Annotated in this window: 16 protein-coding genes and 1 tRNA gene; 4 read left to right on the forward strand and 13 right to left on the reverse strand. The window is 43.0% G+C overall.

Annotation, left to right across the window (positions count from 1 at the left end; all coding sequences use genetic code 11):
• On the forward strand, positions 1-283 hold a 283-nt coding region (locus T530_RS0111350; RefSeq protein ID WP_038074589.1), incomplete at its 5' end, for an IS3 family transposase.
• Between the two features lie 102 nt (positions 284-385).
• Here the strand turns inward: T530_RS0111350 and T530_RS0111355 are convergent.
• The 8 genes from T530_RS0111355 to T530_RS0111390 all read right to left on the reverse strand — a co-directional run bounded on the left by T530_RS0111355 (position 386) and on the right by T530_RS0111390 (position 12524).
• Positions 386-2479, reverse strand: a complete 2094-nt coding sequence (locus tag T530_RS0111355; protein WP_027729114.1) for a helicase-associated domain-containing protein — start codon at positions 2477-2479, stop codon at positions 386-388.
• A 15-nt stretch (positions 2480-2494) separates the two neighbouring features.
• Positions 2495-4279 carry a DNA repair helicase XPB gene (locus tag T530_RS0111360; RefSeq protein ID WP_038074592.1) on the reverse strand — a complete coding sequence of 595 codons (1785 nt, stop codon included), beginning with the start codon at positions 4277-4279 and terminating at the stop codon, positions 2495-2497.
• A gap of 71 nt (positions 4280-4350) precedes the next feature.
• Entirely contained in the window at positions 4351-5154 is an 804-nt protein-coding gene (locus tag T530_RS0111365; protein WP_027729116.1) for an ABC transporter ATP-binding protein, read from the reverse strand.
• The gene (locus tag T530_RS0111370; protein ID WP_027729117.1) at positions 5148-6092 is read right to left on the reverse strand and encodes an ABC transporter permease; all 945 of its coding nucleotides are present in this window, start codon (positions 6090-6092) and stop codon (positions 5148-5150) included. Before T530_RS0111370 ends, T530_RS0111365 begins: the two co-directional genes overlap by 7 nt.
• Positions 6093-6293: 201 nt before the next feature.
• Positions 6294-7283, reverse strand: coding sequence for an ABC transporter substrate-binding protein (locus tag T530_RS0111375; RefSeq protein ID WP_027729118.1), 990 nt, complete (start codon positions 7281-7283; stop codon positions 6294-6296).
• An 87-nt stretch (positions 7284-7370) separates the two neighbouring features.
• Positions 7371-9494 carry a polyphosphate kinase 1 gene (gene ppk1 / locus T530_RS0111380; protein WP_027729119.1) on the reverse strand — a complete coding sequence of 708 codons (2124 nt, stop codon included), beginning with the start codon at positions 9492-9494 and terminating at the stop codon, positions 7371-7373.
• Between the two features lie 45 nt (positions 9495-9539).
• Positions 9540-11069 (reverse strand): HD domain-containing protein, encoded by a 1530-nt coding sequence (locus tag T530_RS0111385; protein ID WP_027729120.1) that lies wholly within the window; start codon positions 11067-11069, stop codon positions 9540-9542.
• A gap of 21 nt (positions 11070-11090) precedes the next feature.
• The gene (locus tag T530_RS0111390) at positions 11091-12524 is read right to left on the reverse strand and encodes a trehalase family glycosidase (RefSeq protein WP_027729121.1); all 1434 of its coding nucleotides are present in this window, start codon (positions 12522-12524) and stop codon (positions 11091-11093) included.
• Between the two features lie 258 nt (positions 12525-12782).
• Here T530_RS0111390 and T530_RS0111395 point away from each other — a divergent pair, with 258 nt between their 5' ends.
• Positions 12783-14363 (forward strand): YifB family Mg chelatase-like AAA ATPase, encoded by a 1581-nt coding sequence (locus T530_RS0111395; RefSeq protein ID WP_027729122.1) that lies wholly within the window; start codon positions 12783-12785, stop codon positions 14361-14363.
• A 329-nt stretch (positions 14364-14692) separates the two neighbouring features.
• Here the strand turns inward: T530_RS0111395 and T530_RS0111400 are convergent.
• Positions 14693-14775 (reverse strand) — tRNA-Leu (locus T530_RS0111400).
• A gap of 47 nt (positions 14776-14822) precedes the next feature.
• Here T530_RS0111400 and recQ point away from each other — a divergent pair.
• Positions 14823-16793, forward strand: a complete 1971-nt coding sequence (gene recQ, locus T530_RS0111405; RefSeq protein WP_051537972.1) for a DNA helicase RecQ — start codon at positions 14823-14825, stop codon at positions 16791-16793.
• Here the strand turns inward: recQ and T530_RS14890 are convergent.
• From T530_RS14890 to T530_RS0111425, 4 genes are all read right to left on the reverse strand, one after another.
• A complete protein-coding gene (locus T530_RS14890) occupies positions 16790-17950 on the reverse strand; it encodes a sigma-54 dependent transcriptional regulator (protein WP_051537968.1) in 1161 nt (386 codons plus the stop codon). The two genes, recQ and T530_RS14890, sit on opposite strands and share 4 nt — an antisense overlap.
• A 60-nt stretch (positions 17951-18010) precedes the next feature.
• On the reverse strand, positions 18011-18745 hold the full coding sequence (locus T530_RS0111415; RefSeq protein WP_027729124.1) for a WecB/TagA/CpsF family glycosyltransferase: 735 nt from the start codon (positions 18743-18745) through the stop codon (positions 18011-18013).
• The gene (locus T530_RS0111420) at positions 18738-19598 is read right to left on the reverse strand and encodes a 16S rRNA (uracil(1498)-N(3))-methyltransferase (RefSeq protein WP_027729125.1); all 861 of its coding nucleotides are present in this window, start codon (positions 19596-19598) and stop codon (positions 18738-18740) included. Before T530_RS0111420 ends, T530_RS0111415 begins: the two co-directional genes overlap by 8 nt.
• A 74-nt stretch (positions 19599-19672) precedes the next feature.
• Positions 19673-21145 carry a S41 family peptidase gene (locus T530_RS0111425; RefSeq protein ID WP_027729126.1) on the reverse strand — a complete coding sequence of 491 codons (1473 nt, stop codon included), beginning with the start codon at positions 21143-21145 and terminating at the stop codon, positions 19673-19675.
• Between the two features lie 73 nt (positions 21146-21218).
• On the opposite strand from T530_RS0111425, the gene T530_RS0111430 reads away from it, so the two are divergent.
• Positions 21219-22364: a P-loop NTPase gene (locus T530_RS0111430; RefSeq protein WP_027729127.1), complete on the forward strand. Its 1146-nt coding sequence runs from the start codon at positions 21219-21221 to the stop codon at positions 22362-22364.
• Position 22365: the final 1 nt, after the last annotated feature.

The raw sequence follows: 22365 nt of genomic DNA on the forward strand, positions 1-22365 counted from the left end.
TCATGGCTGGCATTATAGACATATTTCATACAAAAACTTTCTGCGAAAAAAAGGCGCTGTACAAAGTATGTCCAGAAAAGGAAACTGCCTTGATAATGCAGTAATTGAAAACTTCTGGGGAACCTTGAAATCAGAATGGTTTTATCTTAATAAGTTTTCTTCAGTTGAAATATTTCTGGAACAACTAGAACATTACATTTATTATTTTAATTATGAAAGAGATTCAGGTGTCCTTAATTATCGGACACCTGTTGATGTTCGTAATGAAAAACTGGTAGCATAAAAACTGTCCAAAAAATTGGGTTCAGTTCAATTTCAGGGTTCGCTATCCGCTCAGTCCTTCGGACCGGCTTCGCCGCCCTTCAATTCTCCGGCCCGCTGCCGTCTAAAAATGCAGCCGCCTCAAATGCGTAATCCGGCTCACATTGATATTCAAATGCTCTTCTTCATCCTTTAATGCCAGAGTCAAAATCGCATCGCTTTCCATGCGCTCAAGATTACGTGGAGTTCCCACAATTGTCGAATAACCGGCGCCATTTGCCTGCGGCATTTTGATTTCAACAAGATCACCCTCTTTTATCGCCGCATCAATCAAATAAAATTTACCAGTAAAATCCATTCCATCTGCTTCAAGAATTTCCGTCCGGACAGCTTCGCTTGAAAGCTGTTCAGCCGTTACAATCAGGCGATTTTTAATTCGGTTGGCAAGATTTTCCTTTTGATTTTTATCCAGCTCCATACTTGCAAGCTTTTTTTCCAGGCTAACAAGGAGATTTTCTGCTTCTTCAGCATTTGAAGATGAAGGGCAGCTTTCGCTGCGTACTCCAAGTCTTCCATCCACGTGCCCGGCGCCGTTCACAAACGCCGGCTTTCTTCCATCTCTCAGCAAAGGAAAATCAAGTACCTCGGCCTTTGTAACAGCAGTCTTTAAATTTTTTGCAGGCAGCCCGCATTCTTCAAAGAAAGCATTGATGTTTATGTCTTCCGGCAGATTCAAAAGATAAATTCCGTCCGTAAGTTTTTCCTGCACGTACTTCTGGATTTTAGGATTGTTTTCCGCAAAGGCAATATTCTCTTTTGCAACCTTCAGCACAAAACCGTGATACAAAACCGCAGCAGAATAGGAATTATACCATTCTTGAATATTCACCTTCATATTCTGCGGAATTTCGTAAGGACAGAAAGTTTCCAGAGTTTTGAAGATTTTCTCTACATCCATGCCCGAATCAAAGGCGCTGGTAGCAGAAGTTTTTGTAATTTCAAACTGGCTTACAATTCCATAGCTTTTTACATCAAGAAAATGTGTAAGCGGCAAAAGTGAGGAAAGAGCAAGTCCCGGCATCAAAGAAACAGAAAATGCAGATTCAATATTTACAGGCTTAATGTTCTGAGGAGCAAGAGCCTGCAATTCTGCAGCAGTATAAATCTCCTCACCGTCAGTACTCAATCCCTTTTTCTGAATAAAACCGAATTCCACTGCTGAATCCATCATGCGGTCAAGGAAATCCTTGTTCTGAGCGGCATCTTCCGGCTTTTGCTGGGCGCGGGCAGCTTCAAGAATTTGGGCAAAGCGGCCTTTTAGAGCGGCAGAGCCTGCCCCTGCACTATCACCTTTCTGCCCCAGAATAAATGCAAGGCGCAGAATTGATTTTTCTGTAAGGCCATCCTGCGGAATTGATGCAATAGTGTCCAGCAAAAGCTGCGACTGCTTTCTAAGGCCTTCGCGGCTTAAGTGGGTAGAAGATGCGGCGCAAAGGAAAGCGTACTGCTGCTTGGGAGAAAGTTTTGCAAATTTTAAAAGCTTATCGTCATCAACATCAACTTTCTTGCTTTCGTGGAAAAGTCCCAGGTTCAAAAAAGCTGTCATCAAAAGCTGCATGCACTTTTCGCGGCCGGGAAAAATCTCTTCAAGACGGTTTATAGCGTTCTTTTTCAGCGAGCCGTCAGTTTTCAGGGTAAAAGTATTGTTTCTAACGCAGCAGATAAATGAGGCCAAAAACTCCTGAGTAAGGACAAAATTATCATCCATATTAAGGTTCATAACCTGAGGTCGCGGAAGAAGTTCTTCTATATTCAAAAGAGGTTCAAGAGACGGCAGAATTACCGGATTCAAAAGCAGATAAGTTTTTCCGTCGTCCTTTGTGACAGAATAAATTAAAAGGCGGTCGCGAAGATTTGCAAGCTTGGTATAGAATTCTGAAATCTGGTAGCTGCCGGTAAAAAACTGAAGAAAGGCTTCCTTATCAATTCCCTCCATAAAATAAACGGCGCTCAAAAACTCAAGGTCTTTTGCGGTTAAAAGTGTAAGGATTGCCTTTGTATTTTTAGGAGTCTTTAAAAAACTTGCCAGCTGGCTTGCAAGGCGCTGCTTGTTGTAAGGAGTCTGGATTTTTCCCAGATAAAGACGCATGAGGTTGAAAAAATCTTTATCTGGCAGGGCAGAAATTGCTTCTGCCCAGGTATTAATGGTATTTTCCATTTAGCGTCCTCCTGCCTAGAGCTCGCAGCCCGGCGAATAGCGCACAATTCTATACTGATAGCCCTGTTCGGCAAGGAACTTCTGACGGTTAGAGCCGAACTCCTCTTCTACAGTATTGCGTGTAATCAAAGTGTAAAAACGCGAAGTTCTTTCTTTTGGCCTGAGAATTCGTCCAAGACGCTGAGCCTCTTCCTGACGGCTTCCAAAAGTTCCGCTTACCTGAATGGCAAGGCTGGCATCAGGAAGATCAATCGCAAAGTTTGCAACTTTAGAAACTACAAGCACGCGGATTTTTCCGCTTCGGAAGTCGGCATAAATCTTATCGCGTTCAGCATTAGGAACCTTACCGGTAATAATCGGCGCCCCGATTTTCTTTGCAATCTGATCAAGCTGCTCAAGGTACTGCCCAATTACAAGGATTTTATCCTCCGGATGAGTATTTATGATTTCTTCTACAACCGGAAGTTTTTCCACATTCTGACTTGCCATCTTGTGCTTTTCGCGGACAGTCGCAACCGCGTAATCAATTTCCTGACTTACAGGAAGGTCAATGCGCACTTCTATACACTCGGCAGTTGCAATCCAGTGGTCGCGTTCAAGCTCCTTCCATGGAACATCATAGCGCTTAGGGCCTACAAGACTGAAAACGTAGCCTTCGCAATGGTCTTCGCGGACAAGAGTTGCTGTAAGGCCGACACGGCGCACAGCCTGAAGCTCGGCAACTACGCGGAAAACCGGAGCCGGCAGCATGTGAACTTCATCGTAAATAATAAGCCCCCATGGGCGTTCGTGGAAAATACTGAAATGAGGATAAGGACCTTCCTTATCCGGCCTCCAGGTCAAAACCTGATAAGTTGCAACCGTAACCTGCTTGATTGTCTTAGATTCACCGGTGTATTCGGCAATCTGGTCAGCAGTAAGATTTGTTTTATCTAAAAGTTCATCAATCCACTGGTGAACGGCAGAAATATTCGTGGTAATAATCAGTGTACTTGTTTTAAGCATGTCCATAATCGTCATGCCAACAACAGTTTTACCAGCTCCACATGGAAGAACGATTGTTCCAAAGCCAGTTCCGGGTCCCTTGTCACCAACAAGGGCATGTGCCGCTCCCCTCTGATATTCGCGAATAACAAGGTCTTTTCCGCTGGAAGTTTTTTCCCGAAGGCTAACATCAAGAGGTTCACCATCCTGAAGAACAACTTCATCCTTTACCGGCCAGCCAGCCTGAAGTAAAAGCTGTTTGATTGTTCCCCGGTCTGTAAGATGAAGCAGAAAGCAATACTGTTTTTCATCATCTGTGAGCGGAGTCAAAAGCTTCTGAGCTCCGTCCTCTCCCTGTGGCTCTACATAAGTTGAAGCACAAAGATATTTTTTTACCGCAGGATTTACCCCGATTTCCTTAAAAACAGGTGCAGTTTTTGCAGTAAGATAAAGATATTTTTCTATGATTGGTTTTCCGTCTTTGTCTTTAGTCTCTGTTTCTTTTTCAGGCCCAGGAATAAGCCGCAAAGTTCCAAATCGGTTTGAGATTTCCTGAATCCACTGGGGAATAGACTGGGGCACATCGTAGCGGGCATATTTTTCCAGCACCGCTACCGCATCATCAGCCGAAAATCCAGCACTTGCAGCATTCCAGAGAGAAAGCGGAGAAAGTCTGTAAGTATGAAGATGCTCCGGTGACTTTTCAAGCTCGGCAAAAGGAATAAGCGCATTTCGGCATTCTTCTGCAAGCGGTGCATGCACATCCAAAAGAAGAGTTCGGTCACTTTGTACAATCAACGGATTTTCGTAATTCATAATAGCCAATTATTATACTAAAAATCCGCCCTAACGAAAACCAGAAATCTAAAAATAAAAGAATATTACAATTATTGAAGCACCATCTGGTCGTTGGTCATTCCGGATTTTTTGATTTCGCGGAACTTCTGTGCAAGGTCATCAAGTGTAAGCTTCTGCTTTTCTTCTCCGCTTACGTCATAGATGATTTCGCCTCCGTCCATCATCAAAAGCCGGTTACCGTAGTCCAAAGCCTGCTGCATGTTGTGGGTTACCATCATTACAGTAAGGTTGTATTCCTCTGCAAATTTTCGGGTAAGCTTCATGATTAAAGCTGCGTTTGTAGGGTCAAGGGCAGCTGTATGCTCGTCCAGAAGCAGAAGTGCCGGCTTAGACATTACCGCCATCAAAAGGGTAAGAGCCTGACGCTGACCGCCCGAAAACTGTTCTACGTTGTCGTTAAGACGTTCTTCCAGTCCCATGTTCAGAACTTTAAGCTGTTCCTTAAACTCGTCTCGGAGTTTCTTGTTCAGACTGATTTTTAAGCCCTTCCAGCCTTTTTTGCTGCAGATTACCATGTTGTCTTCAAGACTCATTTTTCCGGCTGTTCCCAAAAGAGGATTCTGGAAAATACGACCGATATATGAAGCGCGCTTGTATTCTGCATCGTCTGTAATTTCGTGCTCTGTATTGTTGTCGTCCAGGAAGATTTTTCCCTGTGTAGGGCTCAAAGTTCCTGCAATCAGATTGTAAAGAGTCGTTTTACCAGCACCATTTGAACCGATTACTGTGATAAAATCACCCTTATTGATTGTAAGAGTGATGTTTTTAAGTGCTGTATTTTCATCCGGAGTCCCGGCATGGAAAGTAATTCCGATATTTTCAAGTCTTAACATTTTCGCTCTCCTTTTGTGCCGCATTTTGCAGGGCGCATAAGGTGTTTTTTTAAATCAGTTTTGCCTTTCATGTTTGCAATAATAAGACAGATTATGATAAGAAGACCCGTAATCAGCTTGAGGTCGTTTGGTGTAAGGTGAATAAAATGACCGTAGCGGCGGGCAAGAAGCATGAGGGCACGGTAAATAATCGAACCAATCAAAACGCGCAAAGTCTGATACTGAATCTTATTTGAGCGGATGATGAATTCACCAAGCATCAAAGAAGCAAGGCCGCTTACAATAACGCCGGTTCCGCTTCCTACGTCGGCAAAACCGTTATACATTGCAGTAAAGGCACCAGAAAGGGCTGCAAGGCCGTCTCCAACGCAAACGCCGATTCCGCGAACAATCTGAGGATTTACACCCTGCGATACAATCATCTGCTCGTTTGAACCGAGGGCGCCCATTGTAAGTCCCAAATCTGTGTGGAAGAAAAGGTCCAAAACGGCCTTAAAAATCACGATAAAGATGATTAAAAAAATCAAAATTCCTGTATCGCCTGGCAAAGAAGGAAATTTATCTGCAAAAAAGTCCTGAATGCGGGAGAACAAAGTCTGAATGCGGAGGAAAGAAACGTTTGCACGATTACTCATGATGCGGAGGTTTACAGAATAAAGCATTGTCATCATAAGGATTCCGGCAAGCAGATCAGGGATGCGGAGTTTTGTGTACAAAAATGTTGTACAAAGTCCGGCTACGCAGCCGCCTAAGAAAGCGAAAATAAGAGCAAAAAACGGCGGAACTCCGTGCAAGAGGCAGGCTGCAAGAATACAGCCGCCCATCGGGAATGCGCCGTCTACTGTCATATCACAGAAATTTAAGGTTCTGTAGGAAATAAAAAGGCCTAAAACCATTATTCCGTAGATTAGGCCTTCGATAAGAATTGTTTCTAACATGGAAAACTCACTGATAAAAAAATCAAACACCAATAAAAAAATGGCTTCCGGTCGTGTATCGTAGACCAAAACCGCGCGATATCGCGCTACACGCTGATTACTGCAAAGTAACTATAGGACTGACCGCTTACGCGGTCGCAGTAATCAGAGTGTTTTTGGCCTGCGACACACTCCCTGGCGCCATTTTTTTATAATGCAGTCTTATTTCTCTGTAAGTTTACCATTTTCGATAATAAATGTCGCCTGTTTGAGGTATTCTTCTGGGATTGTAATTCCGCAAGCCTTTGCTACGTCCAAATCAAAGAGCAAATCTGAATCACTTGGCTGTGTCATAAAGCGAACCGGGATTTCTGATGGTTTCTTGCCGTTCAAAATCTGAACTACGATTTCACCAGTTGCGTAACCTGCCTTGTAGTAGTTGAAGCCGCTAGCCATGAAACAGCCGCCGTTTTTAGCACCAGTTACGTCACCAGAGAAGATTGGCTTTTTAGCCTTGTTGAAAACGCTTACCAGACTTGGAAGAGCGCTGAATACTGTGTTGTCTGTTGTAAGATAGATTCCGTCAACGCGGTTTACGATTGCTTCAGCAGCCTGACGAACTTCAGCAGAAGTAGAAATTGACTGAGTTACAAGTTCAAGACCAGCTTCTTTACAGCCTTTTTTTACGAGTTCAAGACCTGAAATTGAGTTGTCTTCGTTTGAAGTGTAAATGTAACCAAGAGTTTTGATTCCTGTGATTTTCTTGAAAAGCTTGATGTGTTCAACTGAAGGAAGCTCGTCACTCATACCAGTGATGTTGCGTTCACCGTGTTCAAGAGTTTTTACAAGGCCAGCTCCAAGAGGATCTGTTACAGTACCAAATACGATTGGTGTATCTTTCATTGTATTTGCAAGTGCGATTGCGATTGGAGTTGCAATACCAACTGCAACGTCTACGCGCTCGTCGCGGAACTGAGCCGCAATCTGGTTAGCTGTATTTACATCGCCGTTTGCGTTCTGCAAGTCATATTTTGCATCGATTCCGGCAGCCTTAACTGCATCAATTACACCGCGTTCAACGTCATCAAGAGCAACGTGCTGAACAATTTTTGCAATACCGATTTTTACCTGCTTTGCTTTTTTAGCTTTTGCAGCAGAAAGTGAAGAAAGGCAGAGAGAAACTGCCATAGCTGTAAGTATAATTTTTTTCATATTTATCCCCCTAAGGTTTTATGTTTCTATTTATAGTAACATAATAAGAGGATTTTGCTTTGTTGTCAAGCGAAAATTTAAAAATAACTACTTTCTGCGGACAATAAATTCTGTCTGTTCTTTCTTGGCAATCTTTTCTGCGCGTTTCTTGTAGATTTTGTAAAGTTCGGCCTGAGCCTGGAAAGGAGCCTTTCCTTTTTCAACAGGCAGCCAGCTTCCGTTCGACTGCAAAACCTGAGCGTTGGTATTGTCTTCAAAGTAAGTGTCCAAAATCATCTTAACTTCCTTGAAGGCATCCTTATCTAGAATCGGGAACATAAGTTCGATTCGGCGGTCAAGGTTGCGGCTCATCCAGTCGGCAGAGGCGCAATAAAGTTCAGGATTTCCGCCATTTTCAAAATAGAAAATGCGGGAATGTTCAAGATATCGGTCTACAATCGAAGTAACTGTGATATTTTCACTCATGCCAGGCACGCCCGGAACCAGCATACAGATTCCGCGGACATTGAGCATAACCTTAACGCCTGCCTGACTTGCCTTGTACAAAGCGTTGATAACTTCCTCGTGGGTAAGGCTGTTCATTTTTGCGATTATAAGCCCCGGTGTGTCCGGCGTGCTTCTTTCAATTTCACGCTGAATCATGCTCAAAAGGCGGGATTTAATTGTAACAGGCGCCATTCCAAGATAAGTCATCTTCTGCAGGGTTGAATAGCCTGTTACCAGATTGAAGAAATTTGTAGCGTCGCTTGCAATTCCAGGATTTGAAGTAAAAAGCGAAATATCTGAATAAAGCTTTGCAGTTTTTGGATTGTAGTTTCCGGTTGCAAGGTGAACGTAACGGCGGATTGTATCTGCTTCGCGTCGCACAATCATAAGGATTTTTGCGTGAACCTTAAGATTTACAAGTCCGTAAATTACGGTAACGCCGGCCTGCTCCAGCTCATTTGCCCAGGCGATATTGCGCTCTTCATCAAAGCGGGCCTTAAGCTCTACAAGAACGACAACCTGCTTTCCGCGGGCCGCAGCTGCCTCAAGTGCCTTGATAATCGGAGAATCGCCGCCTGTACGATAAAGGGTCATTTTTATTGCAAGAACATTGTCGTCGTCAGCTGCATCACTTATCATCTTTACTACAGGGTCATAACATTCGTAAGGAACGTGTAGGATTTTATCGTGAAGTTTAAGAGTATCCCAGTAAGGCTGGTCTTCCGGCAAATCGCAGGGATAAAAATGCTCCCAGCGGTCAAAAGACATCTTTCCGTCTTCATCCATGCTTCTAAGTCCCATAAGAACACCAGGATTCAAAAGGCCGTCTGCCATATAAATATCTTCATCAGAAAGTTCAAGCTTTTCCTTCAGGAATTTCAAAAGTTCAGGACTTTTTCCATTACAAATCATTGCAACCGGGAAAGAAGATTTTCGCTGAATAAGAACATCTTCCATGGCGTGAATAAAGTTATTTCCGGCATCTTCATCAACTGCAAAGTCTGCGTCACGAACAACCTTAAAAAGCATGGACTGTTCAACTTCAAGGCCAGGGAAAAGCGAGGTACCAAATATAGAAACAATGTCTCCTAGCAGTGCAAACTGTTTTTCATTTTTATTTTCACTAGGAAGCCAGTAGATATGAGAAATTCCGTCAGGTATTTCAACAAAGGCAATTCGCGGAACCTCATCGCTGCCCTTAAGCGCCTCACCACCCTTTTCCATTTTAATTCCTTCAATCGGAGTCAAAAGGAAGGCTGCATAAACTGCAAGATTTTTGATATGAGGAAAGGCCTCTGTATCTGTACGCAGCGGTGTCAAAAGCGGATAAATATCAGTTTTAAAAATTTTACTGATAAACTCGCTCTGGCTCTGTGTGTATTTTTCCGGCGGAATGTAAACAAGGCCGTTTTTTGCAAGTTCCGGCAGAACATCGTTCATAAGACAGTTCTGCTGCTCACGGATAATCTGATGAGCTCTGGCAGAAATACTTGTAAGCTGAAGTTTTGGAGTAAGCCCCGAAACATCAGGAAGGTCAGGATTTTCGTACAAGGCGCGTTTTACAGAAGCAACGCGAACCTGAAAGAATTCGTCAAAGTTAGATGTTACAATAGAAAGAAACTGCAAACGTTCCAGAAGCGGCAATTCCTTTCTCAAACCCTGATACAAAACGCGGGCATTGAATTCAAGCCAGCTCAGTTCTCTGTTAAAATATCTGATTTCCATATCTCTGCCTCCGTAAAGCCTTTGAGAATTCCTCTTCTATCCAATTTAAACCAGAATTACGTTATAACCAAAAACGCTCTCAAACATTCCGGCCTTTTCCTGAAGGGCAATTCTCTCCAGAACCGGATTTTTAGAATTTTTTGTAGTAATTAAAAGCGCATTCTGCTGCAATTTTACAGAAATATCATTAAAAGTCTGAATATGTCCGCGGTCCATGGCATCTGCAATACGCAAAATTGCCGTAAGTTTTAAAATCAACATACGGTCGGAACGCGGCATCATAAGGAAATTTTCTTCATCCTGAGGCATCTGGCTTCCCCGGTGATATTTTGAAATCTCGGCAACAATCGAAATTTCACGTTTTGTAAGTCCGAAAATATCTGAATTCTGAATGATATAGGCGCTGTGGAAATTATGATGGGCAAACTTGATGAAAACTCCTACGTCATGCAAAAGGGCGGCAATTTCCAGCAGCATTTTTGCGTGCTCTTCCAGTGATATTTCATCTTTCAGGCAGTCAAAAATCTTTACGGCTATCATACGGACACATTCTGCATGGTTCTGGTCACCGTGATACTTTCTGAGAAGATTTTTTGCCGAAGCAAGAATCTGCATGTTGTATTCATCCTGCAAAAGTTCGTTCTGGGCAGGATTTTTATTCAAAATTATTCCGTGGCGGATATTTGTTTCAGGAACGATGATTTTTGTCGCCTTTGTCAGGTTCAAGAAGAGCTGATAAATCAAAAGGCTTACCTGCAAAGTTTCAGCTTCTGAATAGGAAATACGGAAACGTCCTACCATTTCATCAACCGAATAATCCTGAACTTCTCGCCTGAATTCATGAAAGCGTTCAATATCGATTTCCCAAAGGAAGGTAGAAATCGGATGGCCTACAAGCAGAGCCGCAAGGTTCATATCCTGACCCACGGCAATAAACTGGTTAACGTCACTAAAGTTCAGTTCAGTTTCCAGAGATTCCTTTGTATTGTTGATGGATTCTTCTACGTAGCGGCGGATATCATGGTAAGAAGCAATCTGACCGCCAATCTGATGTTCAATTCGCACGGTTCCAAGACGAAGTGAGTGAACTCCGGCCATTTTTCCGCCCGACATCATCATGATTTCGGTAGAGCTGCCGCCTACGTTCAGAATTAAAGTGTTATCATTTTTAAAATCTACCGGCTGATCTTTAAGGCAGTCTGAAACGGCAAGGTACATCAGTTTGTTTTCTTCGATTCCGTCTACAATTTTTACGCGGAAACCAGTCTGAACAAGAATACGGTCCATTACCGGGTCGCAGTTTTTTGAATCACGGAAGGCTGAAGTTGCAATACAAATTGCCTTATCTGGAGTGATTCCCCAGCCCGCAAGCTGTTCCTTATAGCGTTTTAAGATTTGAATACACTGATTTTGAGTTTCCTGACTGATAGCTCCGCTCGTAAATACATCTTTTCCGATTGGAAGCGGATTGTCCGAGCGGTCAAGGATATTCTGTTTTCTGTCTGGCGTAATTTCTGCTACAAGAAGGCGAACTCCTGTAGAACCTATTTCAATAACTGATTCTGGTGCTGACACTAAGCCGCCTCCTGCGAGAAATTATAGCTTATCAATAAGCATAGAACATTTTCCTGAAGGAATAGGAAGAGTCTTCTTCTTCTGATTCAAGATATTGATTGTAAAGTAGTAGAGCTTTTCGCTTTCCATCTGGATTTCCCAACCGCGGGTACTCTTATTACTAAGAATTGTGATAAGGTTTCGCTTGAGGGAAAGATTTTCAATTCCCATGATTTCAAGGTTAGGAATAATCCAGTCTACAGTCTTACGCGGCAAAGAAATTGAAAGTCCGATTACGTTTTCAATCATCAAAGCAATTGTAGAAAGTGCTGCAGTCAAAAGATAGCGTGGTCGGGCAAATGAAGGATCATCCTTCATAGAAGCCTTACCGTCTTTTCCAGGAAGATATGCTTCGTAAAGGTCGCCAGGAACGTTTTCTTCGTTTGGCATAAGAGTTTCAAGAACAAAGTAAAGGTGACGGATTGCACATTCGCGGGCAAGTTCAAGCTGACCGTAGCGTTCAAGTCCCTTAATTACCATAAAGTTGAAGGCAGGCATTACGCTACCGCAGTAACCGTTTCCTTCTTCGCTGAAGTTAGGGTTATCAACGCTAAGGCTTGGGAAAGGATGCTCTGTTCCAAATGATTTAGGGTCGTTCAAATGATTTACAAGCAAATCAGCTTTATCAGCATTAGGGATTTCTGCAAGCATTGTCCAGTAAGCTGCAATTGTCTTTACGTTCAGGCGGTTTTCATTTTTGTCCAGATCGTAGTAGAAACCAGTTTCATTATCCCACATTAAAGAATTGATACGGGTTTTTAAAGAAAAATACATCTTGCGGTACTGGAAGCTCAAATCCTTGTCGTTGAGAATATCGCCGAGAGCCGACATGTAAGAAGCGTTAACGGCCATACAAGCGTTGAAGTCAACAGGATAGTAGCAGCCTTCGCGAGGTGAATTTATCATTGATGAAGCAACGTGAGGAACTGCATAAAGTCCGTTTTCCTGCTTGAAAGTTTCATCCAGCCATGCCATGTATTTCTGCAAAGTTGGCATAACTTCTTTAATACGGCGTTTGTTTGCAGATTTATGATAGAGGTTAAATTCGGCAAAAGCAAAAAGAGGCAGACCGACACCCTCTGGATTTAAAGAGTCCACTACCGGTGAATTTGTAACGGCATCATACTTCCAGCGGATAGCGCCATTTTCTTCCTGGCGGGCATAAAAATAGTCAATATTCTTGCATGCATCAAAATTTCTGTTTGAATAAACTAAGAAGAAAGTAGAAAAGATTGACTCAAACTGATTTACAATAAATTTTGAATTTTCCGGGTATACGAAGAGACCGTTATCGGTATCCTGTTCACCGTTTGCCGGATTAACCCAGAATGAAGAAACCCATGACCATGTTTTATTATAAATGTCTACAAAATCCTGATCATAAAAATGGATTTTTGGAAAATCATGTTTGTTCACAAAGAACTCCTACTTTTACTTTGATGTATTAACTAACTTGCAAATCAAAAGCGTAAAATATCGTATCTACTAATATAACACAGAATTTGCAAAAAAGTTTAAAAATTATAAAAAAATCTCAAATTTTTGCAAGAGGGCGAGCAGGCCAATACAAAGATAAAGTAATCTCTGAAAAATTATTAAAACTTCTTAAATTTTTTTTCAAAATTTTTGTCAAAACAACAATGTCAGAGGGAGTGTATATATAGAGGTTTTAATATGAAGATTTTTTCGTTTTCTCCCTTTGGCTATGAAGGGGCACTGGTTAATGTTGAGGTTGATTTGAGGCGCGGGATTCCCGCTGTTGATATTGTAGGGCTGGCAGACAGCGCGGTAAAGGAGTCCAGGGAAAGAATGCAGGCAGCAATCAGAAACTGCGGCTTTGATTTTCCGCCGGAGCGGGTTTTGATTTCCCTTAGTCCTGCTGATTTGAAAAAGGAAGGCGCCGGCTTTGACCTTCCGATTGCCCTTGCGGTTCTTGCGGCTAATGCTGAGAAAAACGGCGAAATGGATTTTATCCAGGCTCCTGTTCTTGTAATGGGGGAACTGGAGCTTTCAGGAAAAATCCGTCCGATTAGAGGAGTAAATGCGGCGGTTTCTACGGCAGCTTCCTGCGGAATCGGGATTTGTATTGTCCCGGAACAGAATGCTGATGAAGCCCGTGAAGTAAGCGGTGTTCAGGTTTACGGCGCAGATTCCCTTGAAAATGCTGTCCGAGCTCTGAAAGATATTTCTTTTTATAAAACAGGAAGCGGAAAAAATGAATCTGAAGATTTTGTTCCTAAAGGCTGCAGCCAGGTTGACGGTATTTTGTTTCAGGAAGATTTGGAAGGCTTTGAATTTGCTGACATTAAAGGCCAGTACAAACTGATAAGGGCTCTTGAGATTGCTGCCTGCGGAGGACACAACCTTCTGGCTTTAGGGGCGCCCGGCTGCGGAAAAACCATGGCAATTCAGAAATTTCCTGCGATAAATCCTGCAATGACAATAGAAGAAGCCCATTCCGTTACCCGCATCTGGTCGATAGCAGGCCTGATAAAACCGAGCCAACCGCTTATACGACTGCCGCCATTCCGTATTCCCCACCAGACGGCGAGTATAGAAGGCATTTGCGGTGGCGGGGTAAACTGCCGTCCGGGTGAAATTTCCCTGGCCCATAATGGTGTCCTTTTTCTGGATGAGGCAGCGGAATTCCGTAGCACTGTACTGCAGATGCTGAGAGTGCCGCTTGAAAACGGCAGCATAAGTCTTTGCCGGGCAGGAAGAACTACAACTTACCCGGCCAACTTCCAGCTTTTTATGGCAGTAAATCCCTGCCCCTGCGGCAACTTCGGATCAAAAACAAAAATCTGTCTTTGCAGCGCAAAAAGCGTCGAACAATACTGGAAAAAGTTTTCTGCCCCACTTTTAGACCGAATTGATTTGCGGGTTTTTGTTGATAACGAGGAAGACGGCATTAACAGTGAAAATCAGTCCCGTGAAGAACTGAAAACAACTGCTGAAATCAGAGAAAAGATTGCAGCCGGCATCAAGTTTATGATGCGCCGTCAGAATATGAAAAATGCCAAACTGGGACCTGAAGGAATAGCTCAGTTCTGCATTCAGGAAGACGCAAGCAAGGGTGTCCTTAATGCCGCCATCAACCGCTACGGCTTCTCCCCCCGCCTGACCGCCAGCTGCATTAAAGTCGCCCGCACCATCGCCGACCTGGCCCAAAGCGAAAAAATCCGCCCCGTCCACATGCGCGAGTCTGTAGACTACCATAAGTTATGCTGCAACATGGTGCCGGAGCTCGATTAGTGGGAAGACGAGTTCAAGTCTTCTGACAATTGTAAGTTGTGTTGAGTTAAATAAAAAAAACTCCCAAACAACATTTGCTCTGCAAATGTTAAACGAACGTAAGCCACGTTCGGAAGTTGGAAGTTTTTATTACGACGTTCGTATACCGGAGAAGAGACTTGAACTAGCCGATAATCGGAAATCCGTAAAAAAACGAGCCGAAAGGGTCGTTTTAGGATTATCCTACAATCGGCTCAGAGCGAGGGTAACCGAGCGAGAGTTCAAGTCGGTCACATACAAAACGCGTTGTTAAATAAAAAAAGCTTTCTCAAACACTGAGAAAGCTTAGCTACCGGAGAAGAGACTTGAACTCTTACGCCATCGCTGACAAAAGATTTTGAGTCTTTCGTGTCTACCATTCCACCACTCCGGCGAATGTTTGCAAAATATATCATAATTAAAAGGGTTTTTCAAGTGCTTATGAGCTGTTATAATAATTATGTGAAAATAAAGTCAAATGCTTTTGTGGGCGCCCAGCCGGAACTTGTTCTGAATACAGTTTTCGGTTACAACTCTTTCAGACCATCACAAAAGAACATAATCCAGAGCATATTAAATAAAAAAGATACACTTGCCATCATGCCGACCGGCGGCGGAAAATCAATCTGCTACCAGATTCCGGCTCTTATTCTTGAAGGCATTACAATTGTCGTTTCCCCTCTGATTTCCCTGATGCAGGATCAGGTTGCGGCACTGGAAGCCTGGGGCATTCACTCAGTATTTTTGAACAGCGCCCTGGAATCTCAGGAATATTTTAAGGCAATAGAAGACATTATCCGCGGAGACGTAAAAATCCTTTATATTTCCCCTGAAAAGCTTTCAACCGGACGAATACGAGAGCTTTTCAGTCAGAATAATCTTCAGGTCAGCTGCATCACCGTGGACGAAGCCCATTGTGTTTCCCAGTGGGGACACGACTTCCGCCCTGATTATATGGAAATCAGCACAATCCGCCGCTACTTCCCCAAAGCTGTAATGGTCGGGCTTACCGCAACTGCCACCGACAACGTACGACAGGACATCATCAAAAACCTTATGATGAAGGATCCGGCTGTTTTTATCTCAAGCTTCAACCGTGAAAATATCTTTCTGGAAGTTCAGAGTAAAAGGCGGGGACAGGGAGCAATTCAGCAGGTAATCAGTTATATAGAAAAACATAGAGGCGAAAGTGGAATTGTCTACTGTAATTCCCGCAAGCAGGTTGATGAAATGGCAGATATTCTTTCCACCATGAATTTATCTGTCGGAAATTACCACGCGGGCCTGTCCGATGAAATCCGCGCCAAAAATCAGGAACTTTTTGTAAAAGACGAAATCCAGATCATGGTTGCAACGATTGCCTTTGGCATGGGAATTGATAAACCCAACGTCCGCTACGTAATCAACTTTGACCTGCCTAAATCTATAGAAGAATATTATCAGGAAATAGGCCGTGCCGGACGAGACGGACTTCCTTCATCTGCGCTGCTTTTATACAGCCTGGGTGACATTCATAAAATCCGCTGGTTCTTTGAAGACTCCGCAAACCCGGAACAGGCTGAAAAGCTCCTGCAGAGTATGATAAAGTTTGCAGCTTCAAATACCTGCCGCAGAAGAACTCTTCTTGCTTACTTTGGCGAAAAATACCAGCCCTCTGAGGCAAATGCCGAATGCTGCTGCGACATCTGTAAAACTTACGGCGGAAAAATCCCCCTTACCGACATGACAATCCCGGTTCAAAAACTTCTATCCTGCATCATCAGGACAAAGGAACGTTTTGGCGCCTCTTACGTGATTGACGTTCTTCTTGGTTCACGGGAAAAACGCATTCTTGAAAACGAACATAATTTTTTAAGCACCTGGGGAATCGGGCGGGAACTTTCCAAGGATGACTGGTTTAATCTAGTGGAAGTGCTGATTCAGGAGCACATTCTGATTAAAAGCGGCGATTACAATATTCTGCAGATTACACCTAAGGGTTACGACCTTCTTTCTTCGCGCGAAAAAGTTGAGCTTTCGTTTGTGCCGGCACAGAAGGGCGCGGCGAAAGATAAGTCTTCTTCCGCAGTGGCAGACAGCCTCACATACGGGGAAGACAGGCCGTCTCTGGCATTTCCAAAACCTCAGAAAAAATCATCCTATATCGTTCATAAAAGGTCAGATAATATTGTCGCAGAAAAACCATCCGCTGACGACCCGCAGGCAGAAATCATCATCTCGAAATTAAAGGAATGGAGAAAAAAGAAATCCAGCGATATGAATGTTCCGCCTTACGTTATTTTTGGCGACAAGACAATATATGACATCGCGGCAAAAAAGCCTTCGTCAAAATCTGAACTTTTAAAAATATACGGCCTTGGTTCCGTAAAGGTTGAAAACTTCGGAAACTCGATTCTTGCGCTGATGGACTAGACCATATAACCGAAATCCAGGTCATCTGGGCCTATGCGCTCATTCTGACAGTCACGGACAGTGCGTTCCATGCAGTTATTCAGCTCACGGATATTGCCTGTCCAGGAAAATTCACAGAGTTTTTCAAGGGCGGTCGGCGAAAGAAATTTGCAGATTTTATTATTTTTCAGATACTGTTTTGCAATGTAGGGAATATCTTCGGGCCGCTCTCTAAGGGAGGGAATCGTAAGAACGTTATTACTAAAACGATGAAAAAAATCCAGCCTCATCGTTCCCTTATCAAGCATTTCGCGGATATTGGCATTGGTCGCAAGAATTATTCTTGTATCAATACTCAATGGTTTTGAACTTCCGACCGGAGTAAAGGCTTTGTCATCACCAAACCTGAGAAGTTTCTGCTGATCCGTAAATTTAAAGGTGCCAACTTCATCAAGAAACAAACTTCCATGATTTGAGCGCTTAAAATATCCCTCATCAGCTACTGCGTCCGTGTATGCCCCTTCCTTCTTTCCAAAAAGAGTGCTTTCGCTGATGGAAGAAGCAAATTCAGAAAGAGGGACTTTTATAAAAGGGCCGTTTTTCCGGGCTGAAAGATTATGAATCAGTTTTGCAGCAGAAGTTTTCCCGCTGCCGGTTTCGCCCAGCAGAAATACTGGCGTGTCCACCATCGAAACAGAGCGAAGCATGGAACGAAAATTCTGAATTTTAGGCGATATTCCCGCGAAAAATCCGTTAATTGTTTCATTTCTGGCTTCAATCACCCCATTGCCATTTCTACTATTATATCCGTCGTGGCACTGGGCAAAAAATCGCCGGGCAAAGGATTTAAAATTATTCTGAGTATTAAAAACCGTAATTGAAGAAAAACAGTAGGAAGTAAATAATCGAAGTTTTCGCTGAATATCTTCATTTAAAAGTGGGGAAATGAAGATTATGAAGGAACATTTATACTTGTGGGCCTGACTTAAAAAATATAAAGTTTCCGGCTCCCTGAAAGCATCAAAAATTACAATTCCTTCCGCATTATAAGTAACGCAGTCCAGACAGGAAAGTGTGTGAATCGTTGCAAAGTTATGTAATACTTCGTTGCAGAATAAAACAACATCTTCACGGGTAGTAACCAGAAAAATCTGGTTCTTATTCATGAAAACTGACATTTTAATCCCACTTAAATTCTTAATTATTTTTTAAGTTTTATAACTATGCGTTATATTATTTTATTTCTTAAAAAGTTTATACCATACAACAGTCAGGCTGAAGAAAAAGAGTCTGACTATAAGGAAGATTTTAAATGGGTTATGAGCAATTTCGGCAAAGAATTCCAGTCCCTTGTCAAAAGTTTTTTCATCTACACGGCGGACACGTTCAGAGAAAATTCCAAAGGCATCTTTGTAATAAAGGAAAGTGCTTGAAGAAAACTGATTGCGGCGGCGGTAAGCCCAGCAGTTCTTTTCGCGGATTCCGTCACTGACAAGAACAAGTGAAGGCTGTGCCTTAAAAATTGCCTGAATGATGTCCGGCTCACTGGTCTTTGGATAATAGCCTACATAACGGCCGATTACCTTAAGCGACGGGAAAGTATCTTTTATATTGTGTTCTACCTTGCTGATTGTCTTTTTTGATGAACCAAGAAGATAGATTGTCTTAAAATGAGAATCCAGAACTGAAAGAATCTGGATTACGGCGTTAAAAGGATTATAGCGAACAGGCACCGGCTTTTTAAGGACGGCTGCCGCACGAAGAATACTCTTAGAAATTGGGATGATTAAATCTGCGCTTTTAACGCAGTCAGCAAAATCACCCTTTCGGCGGGCTTTCAGCAAATCCCATATAGAAAGGAAGATAATCTGTTTTGTTCCCGGCTTTGCCAGAATCTCCATGATTTCGTTTTCAAGTTTATCCGGCTGGCAAATATCTACCGGTACACCAACTATTGAAACTCTTTCAGCCATTTTCCCCACCCTGTTTTTCCTGATTTAATTGAAAAATTGCGCTCTGAACCGCGGCAATTCCATAAAGCGCTGCGGTCTCGCATCTTAAAATATTTCCTTCAAAATGAATGGTAGAAAAAAATCCCTTTTCGTTCAATAGCTTAATTTCAGCAGGACTGATTCCACCTTCATTTCCGACGGCAATTGCCACCTTTGTAATCTTATCTTTTGATGAAACAAGCTTAAAGAGAGGAACTTCGCCTTCCGTGCGTTCCCAGAGGGCAAGAGCAAGGGAAGAAGCTTCCCCTCCACCGAAAACTTTCTTCCACCAATCTACAGCGTCCGTAAGCGTCATTGGTTCTACAATTTTAGTTGCCACCGGAGAGCCGCTCTGCTGCCTTGCTTCCTTTATAATGCGGTCAAAGCGTTCGCGTTTAGCCCCGGAAAACATGCTGGTACAGTTCTTTTCAGAAAAATCACCGATTACCGGTACAATCACGCTGATACCGCACTCCGTTGCCTGACGAACGATAAGCTCAAACTTCTGAGCCTTAGGTATAAACTGAAAAAGCACAAAGTCTCGGTCAGAAAAGGCATTTTTAATCTCGCCCGCCTGAGTACCGCGGGTAATGGAAGTGCCGGCGCGGGAAGAAGCATCTCCCTCTGCAGCATCACAAACCTGAAGGATAATTTTTTTTGCATTGTCATCAATAAAGGCAACCGTCGTTGACCTGAGTTCCCCGTCATCCAGGCGCACATTCAGCATATCACCTTTTTTTACGCGCAGAACCTGACGCAGATAGCGGAAATCCTTCCCTATCAGTTCAATGAGACCGTTTTTAATGTTTTCTTTTTCTACAATAAATTGACGCATTTATACTGTCATTTTCAGGCAATACCCTTCATTTTCAGACAAGGCCCTGTCATTCTCGGGCTTGACCCGAGAATCTATTTCACAGCAACCGTTTCTTTTTGAGTTGCCTCGTCCTGAAGCTGCTTCAAAGTCTTGGTCTTCTTCACAAGGTCAGAAAACTTTTCTTCCTGCAAAATTTTAATTGCGGCTTTTAACTGCAAATCGTAGTCCATATCATAAAGAGGAGTCGGCTGATGACGCTGAAGCTGAACTCTCAAAAGGCGGCGGAGCAGACGCAAATCAAAAGGATAATCAATTGCGATTCGTTCTGCAGCTGCGGCAATATCAATTTCCTTCATGTTAGGATTTGCCTCAACCATTTTGTTAATGACTTCGCTTTCAATCATCTTAACGTAAAGCTCTTCCTGCTCTTTTGTGAAAGTTTCCATATTTTTTACTTCCAGATCAGGCGGAATTCCGATTTTATCGATATTTGTGTCGCTCGGAGTATAGTAGCGGGCGATTGTAAGCTTAATTCCGTTCTGCTCGCCAAGTGGAACAACCTGCTGAACAGAGCCCTTTCCGTAAGTGCGTTCACCGACAAGGTAAGCCAGATGATTATCTTTAAGTGCCCCGGAAAGAATTTCAGAAGCGCTTGCCGAACCGTGGTTGATAAGCACAACTATCGGCATTTTTGTTACGACAGTCTTGTCTTTATTAGCTGTAAACTGATGATTTTCCAAAATAAGGCGGCTCTTTGTAGAAACAATCGGGCCTGCGTCAATGAATTTGTCACCAACATCAACGGCGCTTGTAATAAGTCCGCCAGGATTATCGCGTAAGTCAATAATCAGGCTCTTGTAACCGGCAGCCTTAAATCCGTCGATTGCTTCCTGAACACGCTTTGGAGTTTCCGGAGTAAACTGAATAAGGCGCATATATCCGATTTTTGTTCCCTCAATCATGCCGTCTTTTACGGTCGGAACTTCAATCAGAGCACGAACCAGCTTAATGTCAAACTTCATGTTGGCGCCGCGTAAAATCGTAATATTTACAGGACTTCCTACCTCACCGCGAAGGTTACTCAAAACCTCGCTCATAGTCATTTCAGGAGTAGGCTTTCCTTCTATCGCAACAATGTAGTCACCAGACTGAATGCCGGCTTTTGCTCCAGGGGAATCTTCGATTGGTGACGAAACTTCTACGTAGGCAGGTTTATCAGGCTTGTTTTCAGTCGGCTTTGAAATTGTAAGACCGACACCGCCAAATGAACCGTTAGTAGTATCACCAAGGTCGCGCATGTAATCTGAATCAAGGTAAAGGGTATAAGGATCACCGATTGCCTCAAGCATTCCCTTGAGTGCGCCTTCATAAAGAAGTTTTGCGTCTAAATCATCAACATAATTCAGCTGAACAAAATCAAAAACTGAATTAAGTTTTTTCATATATTGGAAACTGGAAATTTTTGTATCAGATTCTATTGAAGACTGAGCAAAGCACTGAGATGCAAAGGTAAGAACCACAAAAGTCAATGCGGCCCGCGAAATATTCTTAAACGTTTTTTTCATAACGTTTCTATTTTACGGCACAAAGAGTAAATTTTCCATATAAAACTTGCCATTTATGTGATATAATTTATTTATGGCACAGATAATTCCAATAGCAAGTGGAAAGGGAGGAGTTGGAAAAAGTCTTCTTTCTGCCAATCTTGCAATTGCCCTGGGTCAGCAGGGAAAAAAAGTTGTTTTAGTTGATCTTGATTTGGGAGCTTCCAATCTTCATCTTGTAATCGGACAGCATCCGGGTGTTGCAAGTCTTGGTTCCTGGTTTACTGATAAAATTGATTTTAAAGACATCATCCAGCCTACAGATTATGACAACGTAAGTTTTATCGCCGGCGACAGTCAGATTCCGGATTTGACTTCACTTAAACACGTTCAGAAAGTAAAACTTATCCGCAACCTGAAAAACATCAACACAGACTACGTTATCCTTGACCTTGGTGCCGGAACCCATCAGTTTATTCTGGATATGTTCCTGCTTTCTCCACAGGGAATTATTGTTTCTGCCCCAGCCGTTACCGCAACCTTGAACGGTTATCTTTTCCTTAAAAACGCAACCTTCCGCCTCTTATATACAACCTTCAAGCGAGGAACTCCTGGCCGCGCTTATATCGACGGACTCAAGAAAAATGCAAAATCCATGCAGAAGCTTTACATTCCTCAGCTTGTAAAGGAGCTTGAAATTCAGGATCCGGAAGCAACAAAGCTTTTTAAGGCCCGCATGGAACAGTTCCGTCCTCGTCTTGTAATGAATATGATTGAAGACCCTAAGGATGCTGAACGCGCACAGAGAATTAAAAAATCCTGCAATCAGTATCTTGGTCTTGAAATTGAATATCTTGGCCTTATGTACCGCGACATGCTTCAGGATAAGGCACTTGCTTCCCAGCTGCCGGTTGTTGTTTACAAACCTCAGTCGGTTTTGGGACAGGCAGTTTACCGCATTGCCGACAAGGTGATTGCAACGCCGCCTCGCAATTTTGACGCCGCCTTTAATCTTGAAGGCGCCAGCGACAACTTCCAGAATGCCGATGAAGAGGCTAACGAAGATTACAATATCAAGCTTGCAGGAATTGAAGACCTTGTTGCAGGTGGAACACTTTCCATCAGTGAACTTGCAGAAATGGTAAAAACTTTGAACTACGAGCTTACACAGGTGCGCAAGGAAAATCAGCTCTTAAAATCAAAACTGATTAAGGCAGCCGGACAAGGATTTAAGATTTAAT

Origin of the sequence: Treponema sp. C6A8, assembly GCF_000619925.1 — a bacterium.
In the GTDB taxonomy this organism is placed as follows: Bacteria; Spirochaetota; Spirochaetia; order Treponematales; family Treponemataceae; genus Treponema_D.

Bases quoted from the DNA above. Each gene is read 5' to 3' on its own strand.
- T530_RS0111355 (WP_027729114.1), bottom strand. From the start codon at position 2,479: ATGGAAAATACCATTAATACCTGGGCAGAAGCAATTTCTGCCCTGCCA.
- T530_RS0111360 (WP_038074592.1), bottom strand. From the start codon at position 4,279: ATGAATTACGAAAATCCGTTGATTGTACAAAGTGACCGAACTCTTCTT.
- T530_RS0111365 (WP_027729116.1), bottom strand. From the start codon at position 5,154: ATGTTAAGACTTGAAAATATCGGAATTACTTTCCATGCCGGGACTCCG.
- T530_RS0111370 (WP_027729117.1), bottom strand. From the start codon at position 6,092: ATGTTAGAAACAATTCTTATCGAAGGCCTAATCTACGGAATAATGGTT.
- T530_RS0111375 (WP_027729118.1), bottom strand. From the start codon at position 7,283: ATGAAAAAAATTATACTTACAGCTATGGCAGTTTCTCTCTGCCTTTCT.
- ppk1 (WP_027729119.1), bottom strand. From the start codon at position 9,494: ATGGAAATCAGATATTTTAACAGAGAACTGAGCTGGCTTGAATTCAAT.
- T530_RS0111395 (WP_027729122.1), top strand. From the start codon at position 12,783: ATGAAGATTTTTTCGTTTTCTCCCTTTGGCTATGAAGGGGCACTGGTT.
- recQ (WP_051537972.1), top strand. From the start codon at position 14,823: ATGAGCTGTTATAATAATTATGTGAAAATAAAGTCAAATGCTTTTGTG.
- T530_RS14890 (WP_051537968.1), bottom strand. From the start codon at position 17,950: ATGTCAGTTTTCATGAATAAGAACCAGATTTTTCTGGTTACTACCCGT.
- T530_RS0111415 (WP_027729124.1), bottom strand. From the start codon at position 18,745: ATGGCTGAAAGAGTTTCAATAGTTGGTGTACCGGTAGATATTTGCCAG.
- T530_RS0111420 (WP_027729125.1), bottom strand. From the start codon at position 19,598: ATGCGTCAATTTATTGTAGAAAAAGAAAACATTAAAAACGGTCTCATT.
- T530_RS0111425 (WP_027729126.1), bottom strand. From the start codon at position 21,145: ATGAAAAAAACGTTTAAGAATATTTCGCGGGCCGCATTGACTTTTGTG.
- T530_RS0111430 (WP_027729127.1), top strand. From the start codon at position 21,219: ATGGCACAGATAATTCCAATAGCAAGTGGAAAGGGAGGAGTTGGAAAA.